Raw genomic sequence first — 19,322 nt, 5'->3', positions numbered from 1 at the left:
GATCTGTCCTGCGACGACCTGTCCATCGCTGTCACTCTAACGACGACGCGGAACACCCGGCTTCTTGAATCCTGCTCGATGCGGTCACGCGCTTTCGGCGGCTCCGGGAGTGATCAGACCGGTCTCGTAGGCGAGGACGACGGCCTGGACGCGGTCGCGGAGGCCGAGCTTGGCGAGGATCCGGGCCACGTGCGTCTTGACCGTGGCCTCGGAGAGGTGGAGGTGCGCGGCCAGCTCGGCGTTGCTGAGGCCGCGGGCGATCAGGCGCAGCACCTCGGACTCGCGGGCAGTCAGCGTAGCGAGGTTGCGGTGGCGGGTGTCCGCGTCCTGGCCCCCGGCCGGGACCGGCACGTCGTCGCGGCGGGCGAACCGGGCGACCAGGCGGCGGGTGATCGCGGGCGCGAGCAGCGCGTCGCCGGAGCGGACCATGCGGACGGCCGAGACCAGGTGCTCGGGGCTGACGTCCTTGAGCAGGAACCCGCTCGCACCCGCGCCGAGGGCGGCGTAGACGTACTGGTCCAGGTCGAAGGTGGTCAGGATGATCACCCGGGGCGGATGCGCGGTGCCGCCCGACCCGACGCTGCTTGACCCCACGCCGCCCGACACGATCTGGCGGGTCGCCTCCAGGCCGTCCATGCCGGGCATGCGGATGTCCATCAGGACGACGTCCGGCAGGGTCCGCCGCACCGCGGCGATCGCGTCCGTCCCGGTCTCGGCCTCGGCGGCGACCTCGATGCCCTGGGAGGCCAGGATCATCCGGAATCCGGTGCGCACCAGCGCCTGGTCGTCCGCGATGACGACGCGCAGGGCGTCACTCACTCTTCCTCCAGCAGGTCGGGGATGTCCGAGGCGGCAGCCACGTCGGCCGGGGCGGCCGGGGCGACCAGGGCGGTCACGGGTTCCAGGGATGCGAGGGCGTCCATCGGGATGGTCGCCGTGACGCGGTAACCGCCGGTCAGGCGTGGGCCGTTGTGCAGGGTACCGCCGTGGACGGCGACGCGTTCGCGCAGTCCGACCAGGCCCTTGCCGCTGCCGGTCGCCGCCGCCGCGCCGGGACGGCCTTCGGTGTTGGCGACCTCGACGGTCAACTCCTGCGGCCCGTAGTTGACGTGGATGTCCGCGCTGGCCCCGACGGCGTGCTTGACCATGTTGGTCAGCGCCTCCTGGACCACGCGGTAGGCGGTCAGTTCCAGGCCCGGCGAGAGCGGTCGTCGCTGGCCGGTGACGGCGAGGTCGACGTCGATGCCGGTCAGGCGGATCCGTTGGGCGAGCGCGTCCAGGCCGTCGAGGCCGGGCTGGGGCGCGAGGTCGGCCGCCCCGGCGAGTCCGGCGGTGGACTCGCCGTGCTCGCCGTCCGGGCTCTCCATCGTCAACAGGCCCATGACCTGGCGCAGATCGGTCATCGCGGCCCGGCCGCCGCTCTCGATCGACAGCAGCGCCTCCTTGGCGAGCGCCGGATCGTTCTCGACGACCATCCGGGCGGCACCAGCCTGGATCACCATGACGCTGACGTTGTGGGTGACCACGTCGTGCAACTCGCGGGCGATGCGGGCGCGTTCGTGCTCGACGGCGCGGCGGAGCGCCTCGATCCGCTCCAGCTCCATGGCGCGCAGCCGCTGCTGGTTCTCCTCGACCCGTCCGGCCCACAGCCGGTGACCCGACGCGGCCACGACGACGGGGAAGAGGAGCAGCACGCCCACCACCTCGTTGGGAAGGTCGGGCATTTTGACGCGGGCGGAGATGAGCAGCAGCACCGTCGCCGCCAGCGGCAGACAGGCGAAGGTGAGCTGCCGGAAGGGACTGCGAGCGAGGGCGCCGTAGAGGGCGACCAGGGTGGCGAGACCGGCGGTGAACAGCACGTCCGGGTAGGCGTGGCAGACCAGGAGCGCCACGCAGACCGCCAGCTGCACGCAGAGTGCGCCGAGCGGCGCCCGGTGCTGCCAGGCCAGTGGCAGCGCGGCGGCAGCGGCCAGCAGGGTCAGGTAGAGCGGCGCGGACGGCGAGTTCGGCGCGTCGAGCGCGTGGCGGACGCCGCCCAGGGCGAGCACGGTGGCGAGCACGCCGTCCGCGATCCACTGACGCAGGGTCGGCGCGGGAAGAGTGCCGGTCGGGACGAAGCGGCTGAGACTGCTCCTCACGCTCTTCTGCCTCCTGAGGGACTACATCGAAAGGATGACGGCGCGGACGTCATCCTCGAGTGGTAGCGGAAATGCCTCTGCCGACCGACGAGGCCGACGATCACCGAACCCTAGCGTTACCGGTGTCGCGACGAGCACGTACACATCGGAACTGGGGAGAGGAAACCACGATGACCGGCACCGGGCCTGTGATCGAAATGGACGGAGTGAACCGCCACTTCGTGGACGGACCCGCCGCGCTGCGGGACGTCTCGCTGACCGTGCAGGCCGGTGAGGCCGTGGCGATTCTCGGTCCGTCCGGCAGCGGCAAGTCGACCCTGCTCAACATGGTCGCCGGTCTGGACCGCCCCGACTCGGGAACCGTCACGGTGGCGGGCGTCCGCGTCGACCGGCTCGACGAGACCGGCGCGGCGCGCTACCGCCGGACCAGGATCGGCATGGTCTTCCAGTTCTTCAACCTGCTCGACGACCTGAACGTGCTGGACAACGTGGTGCTGCCCGCCGAGATGACCGGCGTGGCGCGCGGCGAGGCGCGGCGCCGGGCCAACGGCCTGCTGGAGACCCTCGGCATAGCCAAGCACGCCCGCGCCTACCCCGGACGACTGTCCGGCGGCGAGCGCCAGCGGGTCGCGGTGGCACGGGCGTTGATGAACCGTCCGCCGCTGCTGCTCGCCGACGAGCCGACCGGGGCGCTGGACTCCGCCTCGGGCGAGGAGGTCAGGGCGCTGCTGCGCGAGCTGCACGCCGACGGCCAGACCATCGTCGTGGTCACCCACGACGAGAGTCTCGCCGAGAGCTGTGCCACCCGCACCGTCCGGATCGTCGACGGTCGGATCGCGTCCGACGTCCGCCACGACGTCCGCCACGGCAACCTGTCCGACACCGGTGCGGAGGTGGCCCGATGAGCGCCCTCGGGACCGTGATGCGCGCCGGGGTGCGGCGGCGCCGGGTGCAGACCGTCGTCACCGGGCTGGCCGCGATGATGGCGGTGACCGCGTCCGTGCTGGGCGGATCGCTGCTGGTCGCGTCGAACGCGCCCTTCGACCACGCGTTCGCCCAGCAGAACGGGGCGCAGCTGGTGGTCCAGTTCGACTCCGCCAAGGCGAGCGCCGGCCAGGTCGGCGCGACCGCGCACGTGGCCGGGGTGACCGCGACCGCGGGCCCGTTCCCGACCACCTCGGTCGACCCCAGCGGTGTCTCCGGCCTGCAACTGCCCGCCGGGCTGAGCGTGCCGCCGATGCAGCTGGTCGGCCGCGCCGACGCGGGCGGTCCGGTCGACGACGTCAGCCTGACCACCGGGCACTGGGCCACCGGTCCGGGGCAGTTGGTCGTGTCGGCCGACTGGTCCGGCCCGGAGCTCTCCGTCGGACAGAAGGTGGAGGTCCCCACCGCCTCCGGCGGCAGCGCCGAGCTCGACGTGGTCGGCATCGCCAGATCCGTCAGCGCGACCGGCGACGGTTGGGTCGCGCCGGCAGAGATCCAGGCGCTGGCGGCCGCGGCGAGCCGTGGACGCGGGAGCACCGGGTTCCAGATGCTCTACCGCTTCACCGCCGCGTCCTCGGCGGCGCAGCTCGCCGCCGACCGGGCCGCCGTCGCGGGCGAGGTGCCGTCCGGTGCGATCAGCGGCAGCCACAGCTGGCTCGACGTCAAGAACAGCAACACCAGCTCCACCGGGCTCTTCATCCCCTTCCTCACCGCCTTCGGGCTGCTCGGCGTGCTGATGTCCGTGCTGATCGTGGGGAACGTGGTGGCGGGCGCGGTCGGTGCGGGCACCCGGCGGATCGGCATCCTCAAGGCGCTCGGCTTCACCCCCGGCCAGGTGGTCCGCGCCTACGTGGGACAGGCGCTGATCCCGGCCGTCGTCGGCACCCTGCTCGGCGCGGTGCTGGGCAACCTGGCGGCCGGTCAGGTGCTGGCCGCCACGGAGCAGGTCTACGGCACCACCTCGCTGACCGTCGCGCCCTCCGTCGACGTGGCGGTGATCGCGGGCACCCTGCTGATGGTCTCCGTCACCGCCTGTCTCACCGCGCTGCGCGCCGGACGTCTGCGGACCGTGGACGCCCTGGCCGTGGGCCGGACCCCGCGGCCCGGTCGGGGGCGGCGTGCCGCACGGATCGTCCGGGCGCTGCCGCTGCCCCGGCCGGTGACCATGGGCCTGGCCCAGCCGTTCTCCCGCCCGGCGCGCAGCATGGCGATGGTCACCGCGATCCTCTTCGGGGCCGTGGCCGTCACCTTCGCGTACGGGATGGGCAGTTCGCTCCAGCGGATCCAGGACAGCAAGAAGTCCAACGCCGACGTGACCGTCCTCAGCGTCGCCCCGCCGCACCCCGGGGGCTCCGGCGGCCCTGGCAGCTCCGGCATACCTGCGGCGCGACCGGGGTCGGTCGACACCGCGGCCATGAGCGCGGCGATCGCGGCGCAGCCCGGCACCCGGCTCTGGTTCGGCGCCGCGGACTCCCAGGTCACCGCGGCCGGGACCACCGACGCCGTCGACCTCACCGCGTACTTCGGGGACGCCTCCTGGGCAGGCCACCAACTCGTCTCGGGCAGCTGGTTCACCCGCCCCGGTGAGGCGGTCGTGTCGACCCCGTTCCTGACCGCCACCGGCACCAAGGTCGGCGACACCGTGGTGCTGACCGACCACGGCAAGGCGGTTCCGGTGCGGATCAGCGGCGAGGTCTTCGTCGCCAGCAGCGGCGCGGCGATGAGCGTCTTCACCGACGCCCGCACCCTGGCGGCGGCGGAGCCGGGCCTGCGCCCGCAGATCTTCTCGATCGCGCTCAAGTCCGGCACCGATGCGAACCGTTACACCGACGCGCTGAACACCGTGCTCGGCCCCACCGGGGCCATAGCCCAGGTGGGCGACAGCGGCGGGGCGAGCCAGATGGTGATCCTGCTGGACGCGCTGACCGGGCTGCTGACCCTGATGCTGGTGGTCGTCGCGGGGCTGGGCGTGCTCAACTCCGTGGTGCTGGACACCCGTGAGCGCGTCCGGGACCTCGGCGTCGCCAAGGCGCTGGGCATGACCCCGCGCCAGACCCTGGCGATGGTGATCGCCTCGGTGTCGGTCGTGGGCGTCGTCGGCGGCGTGGTCGGGGTGCCGATCGGGGTGCTGCTGCAGCGGATCGTGGTCCCGGCCATGGGCCAGAGCGCGGGCCTGCGGCTGCCGGGCGAGATGCTCGACGTCTACCAGGTGCTGCCGCTGACCCTGCTGGGGCTGGGCGGCCTGGTGATCGCCGTCCTCGGCTCGCTCCTCCCCGCCGGGTGGGCGGCCAGGACCCGGACCGCGGTCGCGCTGCGGACCGAGTAGCAGCGCGTATGCGCAGGACAGCTTCGGGCGGGTCGTCGGCGGACGGCCCGCCCGAAGGGCACAGTTCGCGCGTGTGTCAGCTGATCCGGGCCACGGCCGCGAGGGGTGCGCCGAGGCCTCCGGGCTCGATCTCCTCGGCACGCCACTTGTAGTAGGAGACCAGGCCGGGTTCGAGCAGCTCGTACGGCTCCAGCCAGCCGGCCACGTCGGCCGGGCGGTAGAGCGTCAGCGCCGAGGAGGCGTGGGCGTAGGCGCTCTCGGCCTTGGCGATCTCCTCGTCCGAGAGTGTGCCGCCGGTGGCCACGGACATGACCATGTGGCTGCCCGCCGCCAGCGGCTCGGTGTAGGCGCGGATCACGGCGGCCGGGTCCTCCTCACGGCGGACGAAGTGCATCACCGAGATGAGCAGCAGCCCGACCGGCTGGGAGAAGTCGATGACGCCCGACTCCCGCAGCTGGCCCAGCATCTCGTCGGGTCTGCGCAGGTCGCCGTCGAGCGCGGTGACGCCCGTGGTGGCGCGCAGGGCACGGGTGTGGGCGAGGACGACGGGGTCGTTGTCGACGTAGACGATCCGCGCGTCCGGCTGGTGCTCCCGCACGATCTCGTGGACGTTCGGGCTGGTGGGGATGCCCGCGCCGATGTCGACGAACTGGCGGATCCCGCTCTCGGCCAGCAGGCGCACCGCGCGGACCAGGAACCGCCGGTTGGCCTGCGCGATGTCCCGCGCCGTGGGCTGCGCGGAGAGCAGGTGCTCGGCCGCGGCCCGGTCGGAGGCGAAGTTGTCCTTGCCGCCGAGGAGGTAGTCGTAGACCCGAGCGGTGCTGGGCACGTTGGGGTCCAGGGCGGCAGGGGTCTGGCCGTTCTCCGGGCCGCTCTCCTGACGGTTCTCCTGGGCGTTCTCTTCGGACATCTCTGGCCCGTCCTTTTCGGTGACAGCCGGTCACATGCCCGGGCAGTCTAGGGGATCATGGCGCTGCTGTTGACGATCGGTGTCACCCTGGACCTCTTCCAGTCCTGGTACCCCGGCCCGGCCGGGACGTTGATGCGCAGCGCCTCGCTCTGCCTGCTCGACGCGCCGCTGCGGGAGGCGTTCGGCTACGGCGCGCCGCCCGCCGCGCTGAGCGTCGTCGTGCGCGGATCGCTGCGGCTGCGCGGCCGGGTCGTCCGCCGGCTGCCGCCGCGCCGTGAGCCGTTCCACGCCCGGCAGAACTCCAACGTCCGTGGCTACCCGAACGGTTACCGCGTCGCCGAACTCGGCACCTTCCCCGGCGGTGGCTGCCCGGTCGCGGGCGGCGCGGCAGGCGCGGCGCCCGCCACGGACTGAGCGAGCACCGCACGCCGTAAGCTCGGCCGGAGCCGCGCCGCGATCCCGGTTGGATCCGCGCCTGGATCCGAGCAGAGAGGTGGTCCTCGATGGCCGCGCCCAGCATTCTCACCGTGTTCGGACACCCGGACGACGAGTCGTTGGCGGCGGGCGGAGTCCTGGCCCGGCACGCCGCCGCGGGCGCGCGGACCGCGGTCGTGAGCGCGACCTGGGCGGAGGACACCTGGCGCGCCGAGGAGTTGGCCGAGGCCGCACGCCTGCTCGGTGCGGAGAAGCCGCGGATGCTTGGCTACGCCGACGCGCACTTCGAGCCCTCGGCCCCCGGATGCGCGCGGTTCTGCGACGCGCCGCTCGACGAGGCCGTCGGCAGGCTGGTGGCGCACATCCGTGAGTTCCGTCCGGAGCTGATCCTCACGCACGACGCGTACGGCGGGCTGACCGGCCATGCCGACCACCGGCACGCGCACCGGGTGACCGTGCTCGCGGCCCAGGCGGCCGGACTGGCCCAGCTCTACCCGGAGGCCGGTGACCCCTGGCAGCCGCGCGCCCTCTACTTCTCCACTTACCCGCACTCGTGCGTCCCGGGCTTCCAGGAGATCGAGGGCGGCACGAGGACGCTCTACACCGTCCCGGACGAGCAGGTCGACACCGCGTGCGAGGTCGGTCCCTGGATGGGGCAGAAGGTCGCGGCCATCCTGGCCCACCGCAGCGAGGTGGAGCGGGGCGCGATGCCCGGCATGGTCTCGAAGATGTCGGCCGAGCTCCGGATGCGCCTCTTCGGCACCGAGTACTTCATCCGGCAGAGCCTCGTCTCCGAAGTCACGTCTGTGCAGTCGGAACTGACGTTCTGACAGAGAGCACGGCACAGCGGCCCGTTCGGGCCGTCAGTCGCCCCAGCTCAGCTCGTTGAGCTCGAAGACGGGGCGGCCCGAGGCGTCCTCCGCGTCCGTGAAGCGGACCCGGGCGCCCGGCCAGAGCTGGTCCTGCGGGCCGCCGAGGACCCAGGCGTCGACCAGGGGGCCCTCGTCGAGCTGGATCATCGTCAGCCGGGGCGTGGAGACCGGCTTGCGGGCGATGGCCGGCGAGTGGACCACCTGGCCCATGCCCTGGCTCTCCTCCCAGCGGAAGCTCTCGCTGCGGCAGACCCGGCACATCAGCGCGGGACGCGGCTGCGCCGAGTCGCACCACGTGCAGCGCTGGAAGCGCAGTCCAAGGGTCTGGTCCGCGGCGTCGGAGGCGACACGGGGCGGGGCGGGCACATACGTGGGCACGAAGACGGGCGGGGCGGTCGCGAAGGCGGGGGCGATCGCGGTGGGCGGCGTCATCTGGTCTGTTCCTCCTTCGGATCGGACCGGGATGCGGGCAGGGCCGCGGTCCTGGGGCAGGGGAGGTGTGATCCGGGGGTATGGGGTGGAACCGGATACCATTTGGACGGTACTCAGTTCCATGCAAAGTGGCAAGAGGCGGCCACAGGACGAAACAAGAGCCAAAACAAGAGGTGACGAGTGGTGTCCCGAGCCCGGACACGCCAGGATGTGACCCCATGACCAGGCCTTCAGCGCGCGACCGGCTGGCCGACGCCGCCCTCTCGCTCTTCGACGAGCGCGGATACGACCAGACAACGGTCGACGACATCGTCGAGCGCGCCGGGGTCGGCCGGTCGACGTTCTTCCGCTACTACGGGTCCAAGGAGGCCGTGGTCTTCCCCGACCACGACGGCCTGCTCGACGCGATCCGCGCCCGGCTGGCGGTGTCCTCCGACGCCACCGCCCTGGTCGCCGTCTCCGACGCCGTCCGGCTGGTGCTGCTGCACTACCTGGAGGAGGGCGACATCGCCCGCCGCCGCTACGCGCTGACCAGCAAGGTCTCCGCGCTGCGGGACCGTGAGATCGCCAGCGTGGCGCGTTACCAGCGCCTCTTCCGCGAGTTCATCACGGCGTGGATGGGTGACGAGGCGCCCGGCGCGGCCCTGCGCGCCGAGCTGATGGCCGCGGCCGTCGCGTCCGCGCACAACCACGTGCTGCGCCGCTGGCTGCGCGGCGAGTGCCAGGACCCGCTGGCGGAGCTGGACGCGGCGATGCAGGAGGTGATCGCCCTCTTCACCGCCCCGGCCCCGGCCACCGACGACGTCGCGGGGACGACCGTGGTCGCCTTCCAGAGCTCACAGCCGCTCGACGCCCTGCTCCCGGCGCTGCGCCGCCTTCTCGCCGAGGACGGTCCGGCGAAGGCATGATGTGACATCCCAGCCGCCCGTCACCGTCCGTATCCGGGTATCGGGCACACCTGGTTGCCCGGAGTCCGGACGAGGAGGCTGGAAGGCATGAATGACGCATCTTCCACGGCTTCCACGGCTTCCACCGTTTCCGCAGCTTCCGCACGCACAGCCACCGCGCTGGTGACCGGCGCCAACAAGGGCATCGGCAAGGAGATCGCCCGGCAGCTCGCGGCGGCGGGCGTCACCGTCCTGCTCGGCACGCGCGACCCGGAGCGTGGCCGCCACGCCGCCGAGGAACTGGCCAAGGACGGGGACGTGCGTCTCCTGGTCCTGGACGTCACCGACCCGGACAGCGTGGCGGAGGCCGCCCGGCAGGTCGAGCGGCTGGACATCCTGGTCAACAACGCCGGGATCATGGCCGAGGGCAGCACCGCGCCGGACGCCGACCTCGACGCCTTCCGCCGCACCTTCGAGACCAACGTCTTCGGCGTGCTGACGGTGACCAACGCCTTCCTCCCCGCGCTGCGCCGCTCGGCCGCGCCGCGCATCGTCAACATCTCCAGCGGCACCGGATCGCTCGCCTGGAGCGAGGACCCGAACCGCCCGTTCGCCTTCTCGGCGGGCTCCGGCGCGGCCTACCGCAGCTCCAAGACCGCGCTGAACGCGCTCACGCTCTTCTACGCCCAGACGCTCGCCCCCGAGGGCTTCAAGGTCAACGCCCTCGCGCCCGGCCTGCGCCGCACCGACCTCAACGCGCTCGCTGCGGAGAGCGACGGCGACCCGGCCGAGGCCGCGGCGGGTGCTGTGCGCCTGGCCCTGCTGCCCGAGGACGGCCCGACCGGAGCGTTCCACTCCTGGGACGGCACGCCCGTGCCGTGGTGAGAGTGGCTCCGAGGGGGTGAGAATGAGTCGGGGACCTGTCGTTCGGATCCAGCGGAGCCAGACGGAGCACCATGACCGAGGTGGCGATCGACTACGAAGGGGTCTTCCAGTCATTGCCGGGCATGGCCGCCCTGCTGACCCCCGAGCTGATCTATCTGGACGCCAACGAGGCGTTCCTGCACCTCTCCGGCCGCACCCGGGACCAGCTGATCGGGCGCTACCTCTTCGACGTGTTCCCGGACAACCCGAACGACCCGGGCGCCGACGGCGTCCGCAACCTCGCGGCGTCGCTGGAGCGGGTGCTGGCGAGCGGCGAGCGCGACGTGATGGCCCTGCAGCGCTACGACGTGGAGTCGACCGACCGGCCGGGGGAGTGGGAGGAGCGCTACTGGAGCCCGGTCAACGCCCCGGTCCTCGGGCCCGACGGCAAGGTGGAGCTGCTGATCCACCGGGTCGAGGAGGTCACCGAGCTGATCCACGCCCACGACCACCCCACCGGTGACCGGACCCGCGCGCTGGAGGCCGAGCTCTACACCCGCGTCCGGGAGCTGCAGGAGGTCAACGCGCAGTTGCGGCAGGCCAACGCCCGCGAGCGGGTGATCGCGCTGTCGCTGCAGCGGTCGATGCTGCCCGCGCCCGGGCCGGTACGGAACCACCCGGTGGCCGTGCGTTACCGGCCGGCGACCGTCGCGCTCAATGTCTGCGGCGACTGGTACGACCTGGTCGACCTGGCCGACTCCGGCACGCCCGGCGGGGACCGGATCGGGGTGTCCGTAGGCGACGTGGTCGGGCACGGGCTGGAGGCCGCCGGGGTGATGGGACAGCTGCGCAGCGCGCTGAGCGCGGCCTCCCGTGTCGCGACGGGGCCCGCGCACGCGCTGGAGGTCCTCGGCCGCTACTCCCGTTCGGTCGAGGGCGCGCAGTCGACGACTGTGGTGACCGTCTTCGTCGACTGGGACCACCAGCTGATCACCTACAGCAGCGCCGGTCATCCGCCGCCCGCGCTGCTGCGCGGCGGCAGCCGGGTGGAATTTCTGGACCAGGCGACCGATCCGCCGCTGGACGCGCGGCCGGAACTGACCACGCGACCGCAGGCGGTCGTCCCTTTCAGTGAGGGGGACGTGCTGGTCCTCTACACCGACGGCCTGATCGAGCGCCGCGACCGGGACATCGACGTCGGCCTGAACCTGCTCGCCGAATCGCTGGTCCGCCACCGCGACGCGGACTCGGAGGCGCTGGCCGACGCCGTGCTGACGGACCTGCTCCCGCCCGCGGGTGTCACGGACGACACGGCGCTGGTGATCGTCCGGCTGTGACGGCGCGTCAGGGCCCGTGGCGGCGTTCGTGCGACTACGGCAGGTCGCGGGGCCTGACGAAGGTGACAAGCGGCGCCCCGCCGGCGTCCAGCTCGGACCAGGGGCCCGGGACGTCGAGCACCGCCGCGGCTCCGGTGGGGAACTTCTCGCGGAGCAGCGTGGCGGCCGGGTGTTCGTCCGGACGGTCGCCGATCAGCTCCAACACCAGCTCCTGCACGGCTGGTTGGTGGCCCACCAGCATCAGCGCGGCGCAGTCGGCGGGCGCGGCGCGGGCCAGCGCCAGCAGGTCGTCGGCGTCGGCGGAGTAGAGCCGCGGTTCCATGCGCACGTCGATCGGTGACTCCGCCGACTCCGCCGACCCCGGCCGTCCGCCGAGGCCGGTGGCGACCAGTTCCAGGGTCTCCCTGGTCCGTTGGGCGGGGGAGCAGAGCACGAGGTCGGGCACGTGGCCGGTGGCGCGCAGCCAGGCGCCGATCCGGGGTGCGTCGCGGCGACCGCGCGGGCCGAGCGGCCGGTCCAGGTCGGCCACGCCGTCGGGCCAGGCGGACTTGGCGTGCCGCAGCACGATCAGGCGTCTGGCACGTTCGGGAGGGTGGGGGCTTGCGGAGGACACACCGCCACCCTGGTCCTGCGAGGTGCCGGACGCAAGCAGCGCACGGCGGAGCCGGGGGGCCGGGGGCCCCCCCCCCCCCCGCCCCCCCCCCCCGGGGGGGGCGCCACCCACCAGGCCCGGCGCGGTGCCGCACTCACGCGCCCCCGGGCGGCGCCGCCGGCCGGCCCCCCCCCCCCCACGGCTCCGCCGTCATGCGGGGTTCACTCCCGCAACTGCTCCGGGTCGGCGGCAAGGATCCTGCGGACCTGCTCCAGCAGGGCGCTCGGGTCCTCCTCCCTGCCGTCCTCGCGGATGCCGCTGCCGCGCAGGGCGTCGGCGATCTCCTTGAACTGGACGTCCCAGTCGTTCTGGTAGACCTGCTCGTGCTCCTCCTCGGCCGCGTGCGGCGACTGGCGCAGGCCGACGGTCAGGTCGACCACCTTGCCGATCAGCGCGGTCATGGCGAACGCGAAGAGCCCGATCACCAGCACGGCGACCAGTTGCTTGCCCAGCAGGTCCCAACCGCCGCCGTAGAACAGGCCCTTCTTGCCGGTCATCACGCCGGTGGCGGCGAGACCGGCCATCACCATGCCGAAGAGGCCGCCCCAGCCGTGGATACCCACCACGTCCAGGGTGTCGTCGACGCCGAAGCGGTACTTCCAGCTGATCGCGAAGGCGCAGGTCAGACCGGCCAGGAAGCCGATCACCGAGGCCCACAGCGGGGTCAGGTCACCGGCGGCCGGGGTCATCGCGACCATTCCGGTGACCGCGCCCATGCTGATGTCGAGCAGCCCCACCTGGCGGGTGCGCCACCAACTGGTCACCGCCCAGCCCGCCATGGCCGCACCGGCGGCGAACTGGGTGTTGACGAACGCCATCGGCGCCGCGCCCGGAACGCCCAGCGACGAGCCGGTGTTGAAGCCGAACCAGCCGAACCAGAGCAGCGCCAGGCCGATCACGACCAGCGGCAGGTTGTGCGGACGGATCGGCTGACGCTCGAAGTCCTCGCGCCGACCGGCGACCGCCGCCAGCGCCAGACCCGCCGCGCCGGAGGCCAGTTCGACGACCGTGCCGCCGGAGAAGTCGACCGCGCCCAGCTGCTTGGCCACCCAGCCGTCGGGCGAGAAGACCCAGTGCGCCATCGGCACGTAGACCAGCAGCGTCCAGACCGAGGCGAAGACCAGCCAGCCCCTCATCTTGGCGCGTCCCGCCACCGAGCCGCTGATCAGGGCGACCGTGACGATGGCGAAGGACATGTGGAAGACGGAGAAGGTCACCGTCGGGACGGAGCCGGTGCGGCTGGTGAGGCCGACGCCGGTCATGAAGACGTGGTCGAAGGAGCCGATCACGCCCAGGCCGCCCGCGTCCTTGCCGAAGGCGAGCGAGTAGCCGACCGCGAACCACAGGATGCTGACCAGCACCACGCAGCCGAAGCACATCTTGAGCATGGCGATGACCTGACTGGTCTTCACCATGCCGCCGTAGAAGAAGGCGAGGCCCGGTGCCATCAGCAGCACCATGGCCGCCGCCATGATCAGCCAGGCGGAGTTGCCCGAGTCGAAGATCTGCGGCATCACTTCTCCTGCTCCCGGCGCTCCAGCAGCCGGCGCAGCTCGGCCAGCAGCTCGGCGTCGACGCCGCCGGTGCCCGCAGAGCCGGTGCCCGAAGAACCGGTGCCCGCAGAGTCGGTGTCCGAGCCTTCCGCGCCCGCCGCGCCGACCGCGACCGGGACGGCCACGCGGGCCTGGACCAGGCGCTCGCGGATCTCGGCGATGGTCTCGTCGTCGTACGCCTGCTCCTCCTCCGCGCCGGGGACGTGCTCGTACTCCTCGGCGGCGCGGAACCCGACGGTCTTCTCGATCGCCTTGGCGATCAGCCAGGTCACGCCGAAGGAGAACGCCGCGCAGACGACCACGCCGACGGCCTGACGCCACAGCAGGTCCAGGCCGCCGCCGTAGAAGAGGCCCTTCTTGCCGCTCATCTGGAACGTGGCGAAGAGGCCGATGCCGAGCACGCCGACGACGCCGCCCCAGCCGTGGACGCCGACCACGTCGAGCGTGTCGTCGTAGCGCAGCTTGAGCTTGAGGTTGATCGCGAAGGCGCAGACCACGCCCGCGACGAAGCCGATCACCAGCGCGCCGATCGGCGAGACCTCACCGCAGGCCGGGGTGATCGCGACCATGCCGGCCACCGCCGCCGAGGCGACGCCGAGCATCTCGACGTGGCCGAGCCGCCACTTCTCGATCAGCGGCCAGCCGACCATCGCGCCGCAGGCGGCGAGCTGGGTGTTGAGGAACGCCATCGGCGCGGTGCCGCCGGTCTCCAGCGCGGAGCCCGCGTTGAAGCCGAACCAGCCGAACCAGAGCAGCGCCAGGCCGACGACGACCAGCGGCAGGTTGTGCGGACGGATGGTCTCGCGCTCGAAGTCCTTGCGCTTGCGGACCACGATCGCGACGGCCAGGCCCGCCGCACCGGAGTTGATCTCCACCGGCATACCGCCGGCGAAGTCGCGCGCACCCAGGTGCGCGGTGATCCAGCCGTCGGGCGCGAAGACCCAGTGGGCCATCGGCACGTAGACGAAGAGCGTCCACGCGACGACGAACCAGAGCCAGCCGCGCATGGTGGCGCGGCCCGCGATCGAGCCGCTGATCAGGGCGACGGTGATGATGGCGAAGGCCATCTGGAAGGCGGAGAAGATGACGGTGGGTATGGAGCCGGTGAGGCTCGTCATACCTATGTCATGCATCATCCAGTGGGCGGGCGTGCCGATCAGGCCCCAGCCGTTCACGTCCTTGCCGAACGCCAGGCTGTAGCCGATGGCCAGCCAGAGCAGGGTGACGAGGGCCAGGCAGACGAAGCTCATCTTGAGCATGACCAGCACGTGCTTGGTCTTGACCATGCCGCCGTAGAAGAAGGCGAGGCCTGGGGTCATCAGCAGGACCATGGCGGTACTCGCCATGAGCCACGCGGTGTTACCCGTATCGAGGTGGGAGGGCATCCGAGTCTCTCCGGTCGGTGGCACCGTGCCGGACAGCACGGTGACGGTCGTGCCGTCTATGGGGTCAGGACTTGCGCAGTTCCGGCGCGGGCGCGCCGATCAGCAGGCGGCGGACGGCGTCCCAGGCCTGCCGGAGTGCGGCGTTGACGGTGGGGGAGTCGCCGCCGAGGACCCGGAGCCAGGCCCCGCAGTCCTCGGGCAGCACGCTCACGCCGAAGAGCAGCCCGCAGGCGCGGAGCGCCTCGTGCATGGCGTCGGCGACCTCGGCGGCGGGGGCCAGCGGGGTGACCGCGTAGAAGGTCCCGACCAGGTCGTGGCCGCCCAGCACCGCCGGTCCGGTGACGCCGCCGCCGTCGCTACCGGGCGTCAGCCGGAGGGTGTCCAGCGCGAGCAGGCGGCCGTCGGGGCGGCGGAACTCCAGGTCGGAGGCGAAGACCTGGTAGGCGTTGCGCTCCCCGTGGGCCAGCCGGCCGGCCATCACGGTCTCTCCGGCGAGCACGGTGGCGGAGGGCGCGGCGGTGACCACGGTCCGCTGGTAGAAGCGCGAGTCGCGGTAGGGGATGGTCGCGTCCGGCAGGTACTCGACGTAGGCGTCCGCGTCGGCGTGCAGGAAGACCTGCTGGGTCGCGTAGTCGGCGTCCATCCGGTGGATCTTGGTGGCCGCCTGGGTGGTCAGGTGGACGGCCGTGCCCGCGCCGCAGTGCAGGTCCATCCGCAGCCGGTCGGCCTGGACGATGCCGCCGCCCGTGGACATCAGCAGCGTGACGGCCAGGTCGGGCCGAGCGGGGTCGAAGTAGAGCGGGCGCATGATCTGAAGCGGTGACTTCTGGTAGTGCGTCACCAACTCGGTCCGCGCGCCTATCCGTTCGAAGCCCAGCTCCAGCAGCCCGATCTTGCCCGGCTTGCCGACGCCCAGCGCCTGCGGCCGTCCCGCGTACCGCCGCACCTCGGCGGGGACGCGGGACGGCTCGTAGTGCGCGGGCGTCAGGCGGTCGGGACGTTCGCCTGCCCGGGCGGCCAGGGTCTTCACGCAGGAACCCGCCGGTAGGTCTCCAGCAGGTCCGCGACCTGGGTAAGGCCCTCGCCGGTCAGGCTGTTGGTGAGCACCACCGGCCGGCCCTCGCGGACCCGGTCGGCGTCGGAGCTCATCACGCCGAGGTCGGTGCGGACGTACTGGGCGATGTCGATCTTGTTGATGACCAGCACGTCCGAGTCGGTGATGCCCGGACCGCGCTTGCGCGGCATCTTCTCGCCCTCGGCGGTGTCGAGCACGAAGAAGAACATGTCGACCAGGAGCGGGCTGAAGGTCAGCGTCAGGTTGTCGCCGCCCGACTCGTAGATGAGGGTGTCGACATCCGGGAACCGCTCCAGCAGTTCGGCACCGGCGGCCAGGTTCATCGTCGGGTCGTCCCGGACGGCGGTGTGCGGGCACGCGCCCGTCTCGACGCCGACCACGCGCTCGGGGTCGAGCACCCCGGCCAGGTTGCGGCGGACGTGGTCGGCGTCCTCCTGGGTGTAGATGTCGTTGGTGATCACCGCGGGCCGTCGGCCGCGGGCGATCAGCACCGGGACCAACGCCTCGATCAGCGCCGTCTTGCCCGAGCCGACCGGCCCGGCGATGCCCACCCGGAGCACGTCGTGGTCCGTCATCTGTCAACTTCCTTCTGCTTGTTCTTGCCGGGTTGTGCTGTGGGTGCCGGTCACGAGACGAACATCCGTGCCTCGGCCCGTTCGTGGCGTCCGGACATCGCGTCGGCGAGCGGGACGCAGCCGCCCAGATCCGCCAATTCGCGTTCCAGCGCCGCCGCTACGACCTCCTCGATCACCGGTGCGAGCTCGCGCAGGGTGATCTGCGCCCGACGGTGGTCCGTCAGCCGCAGCCGCAGCCCGGCGCTGACGAAGCTGACGGCGAAGGCGAACAGATCGCTCGCCACGGCCTGTTCGGCCGGGACGCCGCTCGCCGCGTAGGCGACCCCGGCGGCCACCGGCTGGCAGCCGGGCGTGGCCTTGGCCGCGACCAGTTCCGCATAGCGGTCCAACTCCGGCCCGCCGAGGGCGAGTCGGGCGGTGTCGAGCATCTGGCGTCCGGTGCGCGTCGAGGCCTGGCGTGCCTCGCGGTTGAGCTTGCTCGCCAGCAGTCGCCGGTCCACCTCGACCACCGCGTCCCAGTCGCCGTCGCCGACCGCGCGGTGGGCCAGGGCGAGCGCGGTGGCGTCCGCCGGGCCGACGGAGTGGCGCAGCAGGTCCTCCAGCAGCACCGGCATGCAGTCGGCGTCCACCCGCTTGGCCTGGACGTAGCCCTCCAGGCCGTGCGAGAGCGTGTAGAGGCCGCTCGGGAACGCGGAGTCGGCGAGCTGGAGGCTGACCAGCAGGTGGTCGAGAGCGGTCGTCATGCGAGGTAGAAGAGGTGGTTGAGCGGAAGCGTCCGCGCCGGCTCGATGGTGGCGGGTTCGCCGTCCACGGTGACCTGGTAGGTCTCCGGGTCCACCTGGATCTTGGGCAGCGCGTCGTTGCGGACCATGTGCTGCTTGCCGACCGTGCGGCAGTCCCGCACCGGCAACACCCGGCTGTCCAGCCCGAGTTCGGCCGGAACACCGCGCTCGATAGCCGCCTGCGACATGAAGGAGACCCGGGTCGCCTGCCTGGCCTTGCCCATCGCGCCGAACATCGGGCGGTAGTAGATGGGTTGGGTGGTCGGCAGCGACGCGTTGGGGTCGCCCATCAGGCCCCAGTTGACCATGCCGCCCTTGATGACCAACTTGGGCTTGGCGCCGAAGGAGTGGATCGGCCAGAGCACGATGTCCGCGAGCTTGCCGGGCTCCAGCGAGCCGATCCAGTCGGCGGTGCCGGTGGCGACGGCCGGGTTGATGGTCAGCTTGGCCAGGTAGCGCAGCACCCGGTGGTTGTCGTTGCGCTCGCTGTCGCCGTCGAGCTTGCCGCGCTGGTCCTTGCAGTGGTGCGCGGTCTGGAACGCGCGGGTGAAGGACTCGCCGACCCGGCCCATCGCCTGGGAGTCGGACGAGAAGATGGAGATGACGCCCTCGTCGTGCAGTACCGTCTCGGCGGCCACGGTCTCCGCCCGGACCCGGGAGTCGGCGAAGGAGACGTCCTCGGGGATGTCGTGGCTGAGGTGGTGACAGACCATCACCATGTCGAGCAGCTCGTCGATCGAGTTGACGGTGTAGGGCAGCGTCGGATTGGTCGACGAGGGAAGGACGTTGGGCTCGCCCGCGATCCGCATGATGTCCGGGGCGTGGCCGCCGCCCGCGCCCTCGGTGTGGAAGGTGTGGATCGTGCGGCCGTCGATCGCGTCCAGGGTGTCCTCGTAGAAGCCGGACTCGTTCAACGTGTCGGTGTGGATGGCGACCTGGACGTCGTACTCGTCGGCCACGCGCAGCGCGGTGTCGATGGTGGCCGGGGTCGCGCCCCAGTCCTCGTGCACCTTCAGGCCGCAGACGCCCGCCTCGACCTGCTCGCGCAGCGCCTCCGGCAGCGAGCCGTTGCCCTTGCCGAGCAGTCCGGTGTTGACCGGCATCTCCTCGACCGCCTGGTACATCCGGCCGATGTTCCACGGGCCCGGCGTGCAGGTGGTGCCGTTGGTGCCGTCGGTCGGGCCGGTGCCGCCGCCGATGAAGGTGGTGATGCCGTTGGTCAGGCCCTCCTGGGCCTGCTGCGGGGCGATGAAGTGGATGTGCGTGTCCACGCCGCCCGCGGTGGCGATCAGGTGTTCACCGGAGACCACCTCGGTGCCGGGGCCGATCACCAGCTTGGGATGCACACCGCTCTGCAGGCGCGGGTTCCCGGCCTTGCCGACGGCGGTGATGAAGCCGTCCCTGACGCCGATGTCGCCCTTGACCACGCCGAGCACCGGGTCCAGCACCACGACGTTGGTGATCACCAGGTCGAGCGCGCCCTTGAGGTTGGTCGCGGCCGGGTCCTGGGCCATCCCGTCGCGGATGCCCTTGCCGCCGCCGTAGACGGCCTCGTCGCCGTAGTGGCCCTCGTTGAAGTCCTTCTCGACCTCGACCACGAGGTTGGTGTCGGCCAGGTGGAACCGGTCGCCGACGGTCGGGCCGAAGAGGTCGGTGTACTGGCTGCGGGGGACGAGCGCCATCAGAGCTCACCCGCCTTCGCGGCCGGAAGAGCGCCGAGGAAGCCGCGTTCGGCCGCGCGGCGCAGCGCCGTGGCGCGCGTGTCGGCGGAGTTGAGGCCGCCGTCGACGAGTCCGCTGAAGCCGACCAGCCGCCGGTGCCCTGCGTACGCGACCAGGTCCACCTCACGCGTGTCGCCCGGTTCGAACCGGACGGCGGTCCCGGCGGGGAGGTCGAGATGCATGCCGAAGGCCTGCTCGCGGTCGAAGTCGAGGGCGCGGTTGACCTCGAAGAAGTGGTAGTGCGAGCCGACCTGGACGGCCCGGTCGCCGGTGTTGCTCACGCGCACGCGCGCGGTGGGCCTGCCGGCGTTGATCTCGACCGGCGCCTCTCCGTAGAGATAGGCGGGTCTGCCTGCGGACATGGATGCTCTCTTTCGGCGTGCCGAGGACGGAG

General features: G+C 72.0%; 19 protein-coding genes. 7 read left to right on the top strand and 12 right to left on the bottom strand.

The annotated features are described in order from the left end of the window. Positions 1 to 84 precede the first annotated feature (84 nt). Both I2501_RS16060 and I2501_RS16055 read right to left on the bottom strand, forming a co-directional pair. Positions 85 to 819, bottom strand: coding sequence for a response regulator (locus tag I2501_RS16060; protein ID WP_196194728.1), 735 nt, complete (start codon positions 817 to 819; stop codon positions 85 to 87). Continuing rightward, positions 816 to 2,138, bottom strand: a complete 1,323-nt coding sequence (locus tag I2501_RS16055) for a sensor histidine kinase (protein ID WP_196194727.1) — start codon at positions 2,136 to 2,138, stop codon at positions 816 to 818. The genes I2501_RS16060 and I2501_RS16055 overlap by 4 nt, the downstream gene beginning before the upstream one ends. Before the next feature lie 170 nt (positions 2,139 to 2,308). Between I2501_RS16055 and I2501_RS16050 the strand changes: the two genes are divergently transcribed. Both I2501_RS16050 and I2501_RS16045 read left to right on the top strand, forming a co-directional pair. Continuing rightward, positions 2,309 to 3,043, top strand: a complete 735-nt coding sequence (locus I2501_RS16050; protein WP_196194726.1) for an ABC transporter ATP-binding protein — start codon at positions 2,309 to 2,311, stop codon at positions 3,041 to 3,043. Beyond that, positions 3,040 to 5,448: an ABC transporter permease gene (locus I2501_RS16045; RefSeq protein ID WP_196194725.1), complete on the top strand. Its 2,409-nt coding sequence runs from the start codon at positions 3,040 to 3,042 to the stop codon at positions 5,446 to 5,448. Before I2501_RS16050 ends, I2501_RS16045 begins: the two co-directional genes overlap by 4 nt. Before the next feature lie 76 nt (positions 5,449 to 5,524). Here I2501_RS16045 and I2501_RS16040 read toward each other — a convergent pair whose 3' ends face one another. Beyond that, positions 5,525 to 6,358: an SAM-dependent methyltransferase gene (locus tag I2501_RS16040; RefSeq protein ID WP_196194724.1), complete on the bottom strand. Its 834-nt coding sequence runs from the start codon at positions 6,356 to 6,358 to the stop codon at positions 5,525 to 5,527. A 57-nt stretch (positions 6,359 to 6,415) separates the two neighbouring features. Here I2501_RS16040 and I2501_RS16035 point away from each other — a divergent pair, with 57 nt between their 5' ends. Together I2501_RS16035 and I2501_RS16030 are read left to right on the top strand one after the other, a co-directional pair. Continuing rightward, positions 6,416 to 6,772: a hypothetical protein gene (locus I2501_RS16035; RefSeq protein WP_196194723.1), complete on the top strand. Its 357-nt coding sequence runs from the start codon at positions 6,416 to 6,418 to the stop codon at positions 6,770 to 6,772. Positions 6,773 to 6,861: 89 nt separating this feature from the next. After that, positions 6,862 to 7,623 carry a PIG-L deacetylase family protein gene (locus tag I2501_RS16030; protein WP_196194722.1) on the top strand — a complete coding sequence of 254 codons (762 nt, stop codon included), beginning with the start codon at positions 6,862 to 6,864 and terminating at the stop codon, positions 7,621 to 7,623. A 33-nt stretch (positions 7,624 to 7,656) separates the two neighbouring features. Here the strand turns inward: I2501_RS16030 and I2501_RS16025 are convergent, their stop codons facing one another. Beyond that, positions 7,657 to 8,097 carry a Zn-ribbon domain-containing OB-fold protein gene (locus tag I2501_RS16025; protein WP_196194721.1) on the bottom strand — a complete coding sequence of 147 codons (441 nt, stop codon included), beginning with the start codon at positions 8,095 to 8,097 and terminating at the stop codon, positions 7,657 to 7,659. 218 nt (positions 8,098 to 8,315) lie between these two features. Between I2501_RS16025 and I2501_RS16020 the strand changes: the two genes are divergently transcribed. From I2501_RS16020 to I2501_RS16010, 3 genes are all read left to right on the top strand, one after another. Further along, positions 8,316 to 9,005, top strand: a complete 690-nt coding sequence (locus I2501_RS16020; RefSeq protein ID WP_196194720.1) for a TetR family transcriptional regulator — start codon at positions 8,316 to 8,318, stop codon at positions 9,003 to 9,005. 87 nt (positions 9,006 to 9,092) lie between these two features. Beyond that, positions 9,093 to 9,869, top strand: a complete 777-nt coding sequence (locus I2501_RS16015; RefSeq protein ID WP_196194719.1) for an SDR family oxidoreductase — start codon at positions 9,093 to 9,095, stop codon at positions 9,867 to 9,869. Positions 9,870 to 9,940: 71 nt separating this feature from the next. Next, positions 9,941 to 11,185: a PP2C family protein-serine/threonine phosphatase gene (locus I2501_RS16010; RefSeq protein WP_196194718.1), complete on the top strand. Its 1,245-nt coding sequence runs from the start codon at positions 9,941 to 9,943 to the stop codon at positions 11,183 to 11,185. Positions 11,186 to 11,219: 34 nt separating this feature from the next. On the opposite strand, the gene I2501_RS16005 is transcribed toward I2501_RS16010, so the two are convergent. From I2501_RS16005 to I2501_RS15970, 8 genes are all read right to left on the bottom strand, one after another. Then, a complete protein-coding gene (locus I2501_RS16005; protein WP_196194717.1) occupies positions 11,220 to 11,798 on the bottom strand; it encodes a SixA phosphatase family protein in 579 nt (192 codons plus the stop codon). A 200-nt stretch (positions 11,799 to 11,998) separates the two neighbouring features. Next, positions 11,999 to 13,351, bottom strand: a complete 1,353-nt coding sequence (locus I2501_RS16000) for an ammonium transporter (protein ID WP_196194716.1) — start codon at positions 13,349 to 13,351, stop codon at positions 11,999 to 12,001. After that, positions 13,351 to 14,775, bottom strand: a complete 1,425-nt coding sequence (locus I2501_RS15995) for an ammonium transporter (protein ID WP_196194715.1) — start codon at positions 14,773 to 14,775, stop codon at positions 13,351 to 13,353. The genes I2501_RS16000 and I2501_RS15995 overlap by 1 nt, the downstream gene beginning before the upstream one ends. 64 nt (positions 14,776 to 14,839) lie before the next feature. After that, entirely contained in the window at positions 14,840 to 15,805 is a 966-nt protein-coding gene (locus I2501_RS15990) for an urease accessory protein UreD (RefSeq protein WP_328806395.1), read from the bottom strand. Beyond that, positions 15,802 to 16,425, bottom strand: a complete 624-nt coding sequence (gene ureG / locus I2501_RS15985; protein WP_196194714.1) for an urease accessory protein UreG — start codon at positions 16,423 to 16,425, stop codon at positions 15,802 to 15,804. The genes I2501_RS15990 and ureG overlap by 4 nt, the downstream gene beginning before the upstream one ends. Before the next feature lie 50 nt (positions 16,426 to 16,475). Continuing rightward, positions 16,476 to 17,168 (bottom strand): urease accessory protein UreF, encoded by a 693-nt coding sequence (locus I2501_RS15980; protein ID WP_196194713.1) that lies wholly within the window; start codon positions 17,166 to 17,168, stop codon positions 16,476 to 16,478. Further along, the gene (gene ureC / locus I2501_RS15975; protein ID WP_196194712.1) at positions 17,165 to 18,889 is read right to left on the bottom strand and encodes an urease subunit alpha; all 1,725 of its coding nucleotides are present in this window, start codon (positions 18,887 to 18,889) and stop codon (positions 17,165 to 17,167) included. Before ureC ends, I2501_RS15980 begins: the two co-directional genes overlap by 4 nt. Beyond that, complete coding sequence (locus I2501_RS15970) at positions 18,889 to 19,290, bottom strand: urease subunit beta (protein WP_196194711.1); 402 nt, start codon at positions 19,288 to 19,290, stop codon at positions 18,889 to 18,891. Before I2501_RS15970 ends, ureC begins: the two co-directional genes overlap by 1 nt. Positions 19,291 to 19,322 lie beyond the last annotated feature (32 nt).

This window comes from Streptacidiphilus fuscans (assembly GCF_015690355.1).
Lineage (GTDB): Bacteria > Actinomycetota > Actinomycetes > Streptomycetales > Streptomycetaceae > Streptacidiphilus > Streptacidiphilus fuscans.
The sequence above is the reverse complement of the archived record's forward strand: the minus strand, read 5'-3'. Positions and strand labels throughout refer to the sequence as shown.